This window comes from Dorea sp. BIOML-A1, from assembly GCF_009875615.1.
GTDB classification, from domain to species: domain Bacteria; phylum Bacillota; class Clostridia; order Lachnospirales; family Lachnospiraceae; genus Dorea_A; species Dorea_A amylophila.
On the sequence record NZ_WWSA01000009.1, the window covers coordinates 72,217 to 83,343 of the forward strand.

The 11,127-nt window shown below is 41.9% G+C and carries 8 protein-coding genes; 1 reads left to right on the forward strand and 7 read right to left on the reverse strand.

All coding sequences use genetic code 11. From position 1 onward, the window contains the following. From ilvD to GT508_RS05715, 7 genes are all read right to left on the reverse strand, one after another. Positions 1-1,674, reverse strand: a complete 1,674-nt coding sequence (ilvD, locus tag GT508_RS05685) for a dihydroxy-acid dehydratase (protein ID WP_028086290.1) — start codon at positions 1,672-1,674, stop codon at positions 1-3. Between the two features lie 57 nt (positions 1,675-1,731). Beyond that, on the reverse strand, positions 1,732-2,817 hold the full coding sequence (leuB, locus tag GT508_RS05690; protein WP_161143746.1) for a 3-isopropylmalate dehydrogenase: 1,086 nt from the start codon (positions 2,815-2,817) through the stop codon (positions 1,732-1,734). 206 nt (positions 2,818-3,023) lie between these two features. Then, positions 3,024-3,764, reverse strand: coding sequence for a pyruvate formate-lyase-activating protein (gene pflA, locus GT508_RS05695; RefSeq protein ID WP_055284769.1), 741 nt, complete (start codon positions 3,762-3,764; stop codon positions 3,024-3,026). Positions 3,765-3,944: 180 nt separating this feature from the next. Beyond that, positions 3,945-6,197, reverse strand: coding sequence for a formate C-acetyltransferase (gene pflB, locus GT508_RS05700; protein WP_161143747.1), 2,253 nt, complete (start codon positions 6,195-6,197; stop codon positions 3,945-3,947). Between the two features lie 274 nt (positions 6,198-6,471). Next, positions 6,472-6,780: a preprotein translocase subunit YajC gene (yajC, locus tag GT508_RS05705; protein WP_022416065.1), complete on the reverse strand. Its 309-nt coding sequence runs from the start codon at positions 6,778-6,780 to the stop codon at positions 6,472-6,474. A 90-nt stretch (positions 6,781-6,870) separates the two neighbouring features. Continuing rightward, the gene (gene tgt / locus GT508_RS05710) at positions 6,871-8,004 is read right to left on the reverse strand and encodes a tRNA guanosine(34) transglycosylase Tgt (protein WP_055284765.1); all 1,134 of its coding nucleotides are present in this window, start codon (positions 8,002-8,004) and stop codon (positions 6,871-6,873) included. A gap of 17 nt (positions 8,005-8,021) precedes the next feature. Beyond that, on the reverse strand, positions 8,022-9,593 hold the full coding sequence (locus GT508_RS05715) for a L,D-transpeptidase family protein (RefSeq protein ID WP_117598512.1): 1,572 nt from the start codon (positions 9,591-9,593) through the stop codon (positions 8,022-8,024). Positions 9,594-9,806: 213 nt separating this feature from the next. Here GT508_RS05715 and aroC point away from each other — a divergent pair, with 213 nt between their 5' ends. Next, a complete protein-coding gene (gene aroC, locus GT508_RS05720) occupies positions 9,807-10,910 on the forward strand; it encodes a chorismate synthase (RefSeq protein WP_161143748.1) in 1,104 nt (367 codons plus the stop codon). Positions 10,911-11,127 lie beyond the last annotated feature (217 nt).

The following is an 11,127-nucleotide window of genomic DNA, read 5'->3' on the forward strand; positions in this document are numbered from 1 at the left end:
TTATTTTGCTTTTGGAACTTCAAGGATTGCGCCTCTGTTTCCGGAAGTAACCATTGCCGCATATCTTGCAAGATATCCGGTTGTAACCTTTGGCTCTCTTGGAGTCCAGTTTTCCTTTCTCTTAGCCAGTTCTTCATCCGATACATCCAGATGAATAGAAAGATTCGGGATATCTATCTGGATCAGATCTCCCTCCTCTACCAGTGCGATTGGTCCGCCGACAGCAGCTTCCGGAGATACATGCCCGATAGATGCTCCTCTTGATGCTCCACTGAAACGTCCGTCTGTGATCAACGCCACACTCGATCCAAGCCCCATACCTGCGATTGCAGATGTAGGATTTAACATCTCGCGCATTCCCGGACCTCCCTTTGGTCCCTCGTAACGGATAACAACAACATCACCGGCTACAATTTTACCACCTTTGATTGCTGCAATTGCATCTTCCTCACAGTCAAATACTCTTGCAGGTCCTTCGTGTACCAGCATCTCATCTACGACTGCCGAACGCTTTACAACACTTCCATCCGGTGCAAGATTACCTTTTAACACTGCAAGCCCACCTGTTGGTGTATATGGATTGTCAATCGGGCGGATAACCTCTGGATCTTTGTTCACTACTCCTTCAATATTCTCTCCTACTGTCTTTCCTGTAACTGTCATACATTCTGTATGAAGGAGTCCCTTCTTATTCAGTTCTGCCATAACTGCATAGACACCACCTGCTTCATTCAGGTCTTCCATATAAGTAGGACCTGCCGGTGCAAGGTGACAGAGATTTGGTGTCTTTTCACTGATTCCATTTGCGAAATCAATCTCAAAGTCCATTCCCACTTCATGTGCGATTGCCGGAAGATGAAGCATACTGTTTGTAGAGCATCCAAGTGCCATATCAACAGTAAGTGCATTCAGAATTGCTTCTTTTGTCATAATATCTCTTGGGCGGATATTCTTCTCAAGAAGTTCCATGACTTTCATACCTGCATGTTTTGCAAGACGGATTCTTTCTGAATATACTGCCGGGATTGTTCCGTTTCCGCGAAGTCCCATACCAAGTACCTCTGTCAGACAGTTCATGCTGTTTGCTGTGTACATACCCGAACATGATCCGCATGTAGGACATACTTTATTCTCGAATTCACACAGGTCTGCATCTGACATTGTTCCGGCCGCATTCGCTCCTACCGCCTCAAACATACTGGAAAGACTTCTCTTCTGTCCTTTTACATGTCCTGCAAGCATCGGTCCGCCACTGACAAATACAGTCGGTACATTAATTCTTGCTGCAGCCATCAGAAGTCCCGGTACATTCTTATCACAGTTCGGGATCATAACTAACGCATCAAACTGATGTGCCATCGCCATTGCTTCTGTAGAATCTGCGATCAGGTCTCTGGTTACCAGAGAATACTTCATTCCGATATGTCCCATTGCTATTCCGTCACAAACTGCAATTGCAGGAAACATGATCGGTGTACCACCTGCCATGGCAACTCCCTGTTTTACTGCATTCGCAATTTTATCCAGGTTCATATGCCCCGGCACGATTTCATTATAAGAACATACGATGCCTACCAGTGGTCTGTTCATCTCTTCTTCTGTCAGTCCAAGTGCATTGAACAATGAACGGTGAGGTGCCTGCTGTTTTCCTTTTGTTACTGTATCACTTCTCATTTTTATCCTCCTGTTTTCTTTCTGTCAAATACTTCTTATCTATATATAATTCTACAATTAACGAATGTTTTCTGAAATCAGATCGCCCATCTCTTCTGTTCCAATCTGCGTCTTTCCTTCTGACATAATATCAATCGTACGATATCCGTCTTTTAACACCTTTGCAACAGCTGCTTCGATCGCATCTGCTTCTTTATCAAGATCAAAGCTGAAACGCAGCATCATTGCTGCAGAAAGGATAGTTGCGATTGGATTAGCAATTCCTTTTCCTGCTATATCCGGTGCCGATCCGCCGCTCGGCTCATATAAACCGAATTTTGTCTCATTTAAGCTGGCACTTGCAAGCATTCCGATAGATCCGGTCACCATACTTGCTTCATCGGAAAGAATATCTCCAAACATATTCTCTGTAAGAATGACATCAAACTGTTTTGGGTCTTTTACAAGCTGCATTGCACAGTTGTCTACCAGCATATTTTCCACTGCCACCTCTGGATAATCTTGTGCAACTTCTTCTACCACTTTTCTCCATAATCTTGAAGAATCCAGAACATTTGCCTTATCTACGCTAGTTACTTTTTTGCGTCGCTTCATTGCAATATCAAATCCCCGTTTTGCGATTCTTCGAATCTCCTCTTCATTATATGTAAGAGAATCTTTTGCTGTCATCACTCCGTCAATCTCTTCTGTCTTTCTCTCTCCAAAGTAAAGACCACCAGTCAGTTCTCTCATGATCATCATGTCGAACCCACCTTCTGTAATCTCTTCTTTCAACGGACATGCACCTTTTAATTCCTCATAAAGTACTGCAGGTCTTAAGTTTGCAAAAAGATTCAGGGCTTTTCTGATCTTCAAAAGTCCTGCTTCCGGTCTTTTAGACGGCTCTAACTTATACCACGGAGATGTCTTTGCATCTCCTCCGATGGAACCCATCAGAACTGCATCACATGCTTTTGCCTCTGCGATTGTCTCATCTGTAAGAGGCACTCCGTGAACATCAATGGATGCTCCCCCCATGAGTAACTGTGTATAATCACAAGTGTGTCCATATACTCCTGCAACTTTATCCAGAACTTTCATTGCCTCCGTTACGATCTCCGGACCAATTCCGTCTCCCTTAATCACACCAATTTTAAGATTCATCGTTCTTCTTCCTTCCTTCGGTAAAAATCTATAAAAATAATATTATCGTATTTTTATACATGTTTCAAGACTTTAATTGGCTAAATTGACAAATTGCTACATTTTACCTACTTAAAAAACGCTTTTTATAATATTTCTTGTACACTTTGATGATTGATTGCTATAAAAAAATGCGGAACACATTATTTCCATGTGTTCCACATTTTTTATGCATGATATTTTGCTGTTTCAAGAATCCGGTTCGCATTTTCCACCCGTTCTTGCGATGGTGGATCAATGCCCTCCAACTGATACGGAATCCCCAGTTCTTTCCATTTATATACACCAAGTGTATGATACGGAAGGACTTCTACTTTCTCCACATTATCTAACGTCTCAATAAAATCATGAAGTCTGTGCAGATATTCGTCTTTATCACTTCTTTCCGGGACCAGTACATGACGGATCCAGACTGGTTTTCCGGTCTCTGAAAGATATTCTGCCATATCAAGAATATTCTTATTCGTCTGACCGGTAAGGATCTTATGCTGCTCATCATCAATATGCTTGATATCCAGCATTACAAGATCTGTCACCTTCATAAGTTCCTGGAATTTACTGAAGAATGGCTCTTCTCTTGTGAATGGATTTCCACAGGTATCCAGTGTTGTGTTGATTCCTCTTTCTTTTGCTTTCTGGAACAACTCCAGCAGAAAATCGATCTGCAGAAGCGGTTCGCCCCCACTGACGGTAATACCGCCCTTACTTCCCCAGTAAGTGCGGTATTTCCAGGCTTTATCAATCAGTTCATCTGCTGTGTAGAGAGTCCCTGAATTCATGTTCCATGTGTCCGGGTTATGACAGAACTGGCAGCGCATAGCACAACCGGTTGTAAAGATCAGATAGCGGACACCTGGACCGTCAACGGAGCCGAAACTTTCCAGAGAATGAATATATCCTTTGGTCATAGCTTTGCTCCTTTTCTTATTTATTACATGTAATTCGCCATGTACTCCGCCATGCGCAGCTCGATTCCGCTTTGCTTCATCTCGCTGACGGCTGTCGCCGTATATCATCTGATCCAGATATCATAATTCAAGCAAGCTTGATTATAACATCTGTCTCATCTGATGCATGGCTCATAGCTTTTACATATGATCGTGGCAAGTTCTTGCGATAACGTCTAACTGCTGTTCGCGGGTCAGGTCGATGAACTTAACTGCGTATCCAGATACACGGATTGTGAAGTTAGCGTATTCTGGTTTTTCCGGATGCTCCATAGCATCAATAAGTTTATCTGTACCAAATACGTTAACATTCAGGTGATGTGCTCCCTGATCGAAGTATCCGTCCATTACACGTGCAAGATTTTCTTTACGCTCATCATCTGTATGTCCAAGTGCACTTGGGCTGATTGTCTGAGTATTAGAAATACCATCCAGTGCCAGCTCGTATGGAAGCTTAGCAACAGAGTTAAGGGATGCAAGAAGTCCGTTCTTTTCTGCACCGTAAGATGGGTTAGCACCTGGTGAAAGTGGCTCTCCTCCTTTTCTTCCGTCCGGAAGAGATCCTGTAGCCTTACCGTATACTACATTGGAAGTAATTGTAAGGATTGATGTTGTAGGTACAGAATTTCTGTATGTATGGCACTTATTCAGTTTGTGCATGAATGTCTTCAGAAGCCATACAGCCATGTCGTCTGCACGATCATCGTCGTTACCGTATCTTGGGAAATCTCCTTCGATCTCGAAATCTGTTGTGATTCCATCTTCGTCACGGATAGCTTTTACTTTTGCGTATTTGATAGCGCAAAGTGAATCTACCACATGAGAGAATCCAGCGATACCTGTTGCAAATGAACGTTTAACGTCTGTATCAATCAATGCCATCTGAGCTGCTTCATAGTAATACTTGTCATGCATGTAGTGAATCATATTCAGTGTATCTACATACAGTTTGCTCAGCCATTCCATCATGGCATCATATTTTTCCATTACTTCATCGAAGTCAAGATATTCAGATGTGATTGGTCTGTAAGCAGGTGCAACCTGAATTTTATTCTTTTCATCAATACCACCGTTGATGGCGTATAACAGACACTTAGCAAGGTTCGCACGAGCTCCGAAGAACTGCATCTCTTTACCTGTCTCTGTAGCAGATACGCAGCAGCAGATTGAGTAGTCATCGCCCCATACCGGACGCATAACATCATCATTTTCATACTGGATTGAGCTTGTCTCTACTGAGATCAGGGCTGCAAACTTCTTGAAGTTTTCAGGCAGTCTTGAAGAGTAAAGTACAGTAAGGTTTGGTTCTGGAGAAGGTCCCATGTTCTTCAGTGTGTGAAGGAAACGGTAATCATTCTTTGTTACCATAGAACGTCCGTCCTGTCCAAGTCCACCAACTTCCAGTGTTGCCCATGTCGGGTCTCCTGAGAACAGTTCGTTGTAAGATGGAATTCTTGCGAACTTAACCATACGGAATTTCATAACCATGTGGTCAATTAATTCCTGAGCTTCTTTTTCTGTAATCTTTCCGGCTTTTAAGTCTCTTTCAATATAGATATCAAGGAATGTAGAGATACGTCCAACACTCATTGCAGCTCCGTTCTGAGTCTTGATTGCTGCAAGATATCCGAAGTACAGCCACTGTACTGCTTCATGAGCATCTTTCGCCGGCTGTGAAATGTCATAACCGTAAGCAGCTGCCATTTCTTTCATTTCTTTCAGAGCTTTGATCTGATCAGCAAGCTCTTCGCGGAGACGGAAATCTGTTCCTTTCATTCCGTGTCTTGCATAACGCTCAAAGTCATACTGTTTTCTTTCGATCAGGAAGTCGATACCATAAAGAGCTACTCGACGGTAATCACCAACGATACGTCCTCTTCCATATGTATCCGGAAGACCTGTGATGATCTTATTATGTCTTGCTTTCTTCATTTCAGGTGTATAGATATCGAATACTCCCTGGTTGTGTGTTTTATGATATTTTGTAAAAATCTCGTGAAGCTTTTCGCTCGGCTGATAACCATAAGTTGTACAAGCCTGCTCAGCCATCTTAATTCCACCATATGGCATAAAAGCTCTCTTCAGAGGTTTGTCTGTCTGAAGACCAACGACCTTCTCAAGATCTTTTGTCTCTTCGCTAATGTATCCAGGTCCATATGCTGTAAGTCCGGATACTACTTCTGTCTCCATATCAAGAACGCCGCCTTTTGCACGCTCCTCTTTCTGAAGTTCCTGAAGTTTACCCCACAGAATATCTGTTGCTTCTGTTGGTCCTTCCAGGAAAGATTCGTCTCCTTCATAAGGTGTGTAGTTCTCCTGGATAAAGCTGCGAACATCTACAGAATTTACCCATTCTTTTCCTTTAAAACCAGCCCACTGCTCAAAATGTGCCATTTCTTTGTTCCCCTTTCCTATCTTTCATTTTCTTATGCGCCGTCAGTATAACATTTCGTGAAGAAAATATCAAGCCTTATTCTGATAATCGTTTTCAATATCACGCTTGTATGCAATTTTATGCAATTTGTGTATATTTATATGAACAATACACTGTTATTTTGTATTTATTCCAACACAATTTCACATATATGTACTATTTTGTTTTCTGACATTTCCGTGTACAAAAAGGAAAAAGAGAACCTGCACACAACAGATTCTCTACGTTCATCTTTTATTCTGCAGAAGCCTTTTCAACCTGTGCGATTGCTGCTTTCTGCATTGGAATACGGCAGTTCTTATTGCTTCCGAATTCTACGATCACATCTTCATCACTGATGTCAATAAGCACACCGTAAAATCCACTCGTTGTCAGTACTGTATCGCCAACTTCCATCTCGTTGATCATAGCCTGAACTCTTTTCTGCTCTTTTTTCTGAGGTCTCATAAAAATCATGTAGAATCCTCCGAAAATAACTGCATATACAACAATTAAAATAACCCAGCTTGTACCACTGGAGCTCTGTGCTGCTAATGAAAACATCTCTTTTCCTCCTACTTATCTTTAAACACTATTGCTATCATACACAAAAACCTCGCATTCAGCAAGGTTTTTTATGCTTTTTTCATTATTTTATTCATTCTTTCCTGTTACAGCAGCGATTTTTTGGGTTTTATACTCTTTGTAACAGTCATGATCAATTGCATCTCTGATTTCTTCCATCATTGTATTATAGAAATAAAGGTTATGAAGGACACACAGACGCATACCAAGCATCTCTTTTGCTTTTAGCAGATGCCTGATATATGCTCTCGAATAATTACGGCATGCCGGACACTGACATCCCTCTTCAATCGGTCTGGCATCCAGCTCAAATCTGGCGTTAAACAGATTAAGTTTCCCATGGTTTGTGTACACGTGTCCGTGTCTTCCGTTTCTGCTTGGATATACACAATCAAAGAAATCCACTCCCCTGTCGACTGCTTCCAGAATGTTTGCCGGAGTTCCGACTCCCATCAGATAAGTTGGTTTATTATCCGGAAGATGTGGAACAACCGCATCCAGAATGCGATACATCTCTTCATGCGATTCACCAACCGCCAGCCCGCCGACTGCATAACCATCCAGATCCAGTTTTGAGATTTCATCTGCATGTTTGATACGGATATCTTCATACACACCGCCCTGATTAATACCAAAAAGCATCTGATGCTTATTGATCGTATCCGGAAGTGCATTCAAACGTTCCATTTCTTTCTTGCAGCGTACCAGCCATCTTGTCGTACGCGCTACGGACTTTTCCATATAATCCCTGTCTGCAACGCTGGATGGACATTCATCAAATGCCATAGCGATCGTAGATGCAAGGTTTGACTGTATCTGCATACTCTCTTCCGGTCCCATGAAGATTTTTCTTCCATCAATATGCGAATTAAAATATACGCCTTCTTCTTTAATTCTGCGAAGCCCGGCAAGTGAAAACACCTGAAATCCACCTGAGTCGGTAAGAATCGGTTTGTCCCAGTTCATAAACTTGTGAAGTCCACCCAGTTTCTTTACTACTTCATCTCCGGGACGCACATGTAAATGATATGTATTAGACAATTCCACCTGAGTCTTTATCTCCTGAAGATCTGAGGTTGCAACAGCACCTTTGATCGCCGCTGCAGTACCCACATTCATAAATACAGGTGTCTCAATGACCCCGTGTACTGTGTGTAGTCTTCCCCTTTTTGCAAGACCATCTTTTTTTATTAATTCATACATGTTCTATTTCCTTTTCTCTAATTATGTACTACTACCGGTGTGCCTGCCGAAATCAGATCAAACAGCTTTCCTGCCATCTCCGGTGGCATATTTACACATCCGTGCGAACCATTTGTCAGATATCTGCTTCCACCAAAAGTCGGCTGCCATGATGCATCGTGGAATCCCACGCCTCCATTAAATGGCATCCAGTATTTTACCGGCGTTTCATATTCATATGTTCCATCGGCTTTTTTCGTTCCCCTAAGAGTCTGATCCTTGGCTTTGTATGCCAGTGAATATACTCCTGTCGGAGTATCGTTTCCTTTATTGGGATTACCTGTTACTACATCTGTTTCCAGTGCAATCTGGCCGTCTTTTACATAATACATATGTTGTGTTGTCAGATTTACTTCTGCATAAGTATTTCCCACATCATTGCCCTCATGACTTGCAGCGCGGCTTGAATAATTCGGTTCTCTTGTTACTGTTTCTGCATTCTGAATATTCGCGATCAACGCATTATATTCTGCATTCTGGTCAATCTTCCAACCGTAGTTTCCACCAGAAACAGTGACAGTGTTACCACTTGCGGATGTAAATGTTCTTTCTTTTCCTTTTGTATCGTATTTTGCCGCAAGTGACTGAATGTATTCTTTGACAGCGTTATTATCAAACGTAACATTCATATCATCATCTACTTTTACCCACTGAGATATCATTGACGAGTCCACCACTTCCGTGTTTGGTTTAAAATCATAAGTAACCATGGCTCCGAGATATTTATTCATTGCATCACAGGCCTCTGTCACTTTTTTTGATTCAGCAGTATATGATGGTTTTAAATAGCAGCCTTCTTTCGAAAGATCCAGCTCCGCATTCAATCCATCTACAGCAGTGATTACTTTTTCCCTGAATGTATCTGTATCAATCTTTGTCCCGTCAGTTTCCGGTATGACTACAAATTTATCATTCTGAAATTCCGGATGTGCATTAACCGGTTCCGTCTGATTTTCTTCCTTCATACAATCCAGATTTGCAATCAGTGCTTTCAATGCACTTTCATCGTATTCAACACCTATTTTTGCTTCCATCTTTCTGGATTTCCAAAAAGCTTCCGGCCACAGAAACGGGTTCTGGCTCTTCACAAGTTTCTCAACCTGCTTTCCTTCCACATATTTCAAAGAAATATCCTGCCCGCTGATTTCTTCCGTTTTTCCTTCTGTTTCCTTCAAAGTAAGATTATAATCAGAAACCTGCTTCTCCAGATAAGCTTCCACCTGCTTTATACTTTTATTTGAGCAGTCCACTCCGTTAATTTCTGTATTTGCGAAAAAATGTGTGCTGTAAAATACCGCTGTTGCCACATATCCGATTGCTATAACTGCCACAATCAGCGAAAGGGCAATCGCTACTTTATTGCTCATTTTCCGCTTTTTTCTTCTTGATTTTCTTTCTGCTTTTTTCTCTTTTTTCATTGCTTTCTTCGATTCATGCCGGTTATCTTCTCTATCAATATCCTCAAATCCCTCATCTGCATACTCATCATCGTTCAGCATTTCTTTCATTATTTCTTCAATCTCATCTGACTGCATATCTTTTCTGCTCATTAATCTTAACTCCTCTATATGAATATTCTACTTCTATAAGATTCATGCTTTCTAATTATAATATGCATATATCAAAAAGTACAGTCTAATTCTTATTTTTTTACAGGATATTTTATACACATTTTATGATTGCGGCTTCGTTTCTTTTTATATATAATGCTTTATAGATTATTATATTCACGATGACTAATACATAATTAAGGAGACTATGATATGGCAGGATCAACTTTTGGAACTTTATTTACTATTACAACATGGGGGGAATCCCATGGTCCGGCACTCGGTGTTGTTGTCGATGGATGCCCGGCAGGCATTCCCCTTACCAGTGATTATATACAGACATTCCTTGACCGCAGGAAACCCGGACAAAGCAAATTCACCACAGCAAGAAAGGAATCCGATAGCGTAGAGATTCTTTCGGGTGTCTTTGAAGGATATACAACCGGAACACCGATTTCTCTTATCGTACGCAACACTGACCAGCGTTCTCATGATTACAGCAAGATCAAAGACTGTTACCGCCCCGGACATGCTGATTATACCTTCGACCAGAAATACGGAGTGCGTGACTATCGCGGTGGCGGACGTACTTCCGGGCGTGAAACCATCGGACGGGTTGCCGGCGGTGCAATTGCCTGCCGGATTCTTGAAGCACTCGGAATTCATCTTACCACTTACACCAAAGCTATCGGACCTTTTTCTATTCCTTCTGATGCATATGATTACTCTGCAATTAACGAGAACCGGCTTTATATGCCGAATCAGAAATATGCTGAACAGGCAAGTGCATATCTCGAATCCTGTATCAGAAAACAGGATTCTTCCGGTGGACTGATCGAATGTATGATTCACGGCATGCCATCCGGTATCGGTGAACCGGTATTTAACAAACTGGATGCCGCTCTTGCAAAAGCAGTCATGTCCATCGGTGCTGTAAAAGGTGTCGAAATCGGCGATGGATTTTCTGTCGTCTCTTCTAAAGGAAGTAAGAATAACGACTCATTCTTCGCTGAAAACGGGCAGATATCCAAACTGACCAATCACAGCGGCGGAATTCTCGGAGGTCTCAGTGACGGAAGCCCGATCCTTTTACGTGCGGCCATAAAGCCTACTCCATCTATTTCCCAGCCGCAGAAAACAGTGAACACTAATGGTGAAAATATTGAAATTGAGATTTCCGGACGCCACGATCCAGTTATCGTTCCTCGTGCAGTTGTTGTGGTAGAATCCATGGCTGCCGTTACACTTGTAGATCTCCTGATGCAAAATATGAGTTCCCGGATTGAATATATGAAACAAGTGTATCTTGGGATTTAATTCAGGAAGGCTGTGGATACCCGAACCGGAATAAATGCCTTACGAATGAAATGGCAATTGCGTAACCGTAGTGGCCTCCACCGGGTTACACTTCCGGGCATTTCATTTATTAACATTCGCAGCCAGTCACGACTTGAAGGAAACAATAGATAAGGATTATTGTGAATGTGGAATGCCGTTAGAAACAATTAGAGAGTCAGAAGCACCGTTAAAGGAA

What these genes read in the sequence shown, in the direction of transcription:
- ilvD (WP_028086290.1), bottom strand. Translation starts at nt 1,674, where the DNA reads ATGAGAAGTGATACAGTAACAAAAGGAAAACAGCAGGCACCTCACCGT.
- leuB (WP_161143746.1), bottom strand. Translation starts at nt 2,817, where the DNA reads ATGAATCTTAAAATTGGTGTGATTAAGGGAGACGGAATTGGTCCGGAG.
- GT508_RS05715 (WP_117598512.1), bottom strand. Translation starts at nt 9,593, where the DNA reads ATGAGCAGAAAAGATATGCAGTCAGATGAGATTGAAGAAATAATGAAA.
- pflB (WP_161143747.1), bottom strand. Translation starts at nt 6,197, where the DNA reads ATGGCACATTTTGAGCAGTGGGCTGGTTTTAAAGGAAAAGAATGGGTA.
- yajC (WP_022416065.1), bottom strand. Translation starts at nt 6,780, where the DNA reads ATGTTTTCATTAGCAGCACAGAGCTCCAGTGGTACAAGCTGGGTTATT.
- tgt (WP_055284765.1), bottom strand. Translation starts at nt 8,004, where the DNA reads ATGTATGAATTAATAAAAAAAGATGGTCTTGCAAAAAGGGGAAGACTA.
- pflA (WP_055284769.1), bottom strand. Translation starts at nt 3,764, where the DNA reads ATGACCAAAGGATATATTCATTCTCTGGAAAGTTTCGGCTCCGTTGAC.
- aroC (WP_161143748.1), top strand. Translation starts at nt 9,807, where the DNA reads ATGGCAGGATCAACTTTTGGAACTTTATTTACTATTACAACATGGGGG.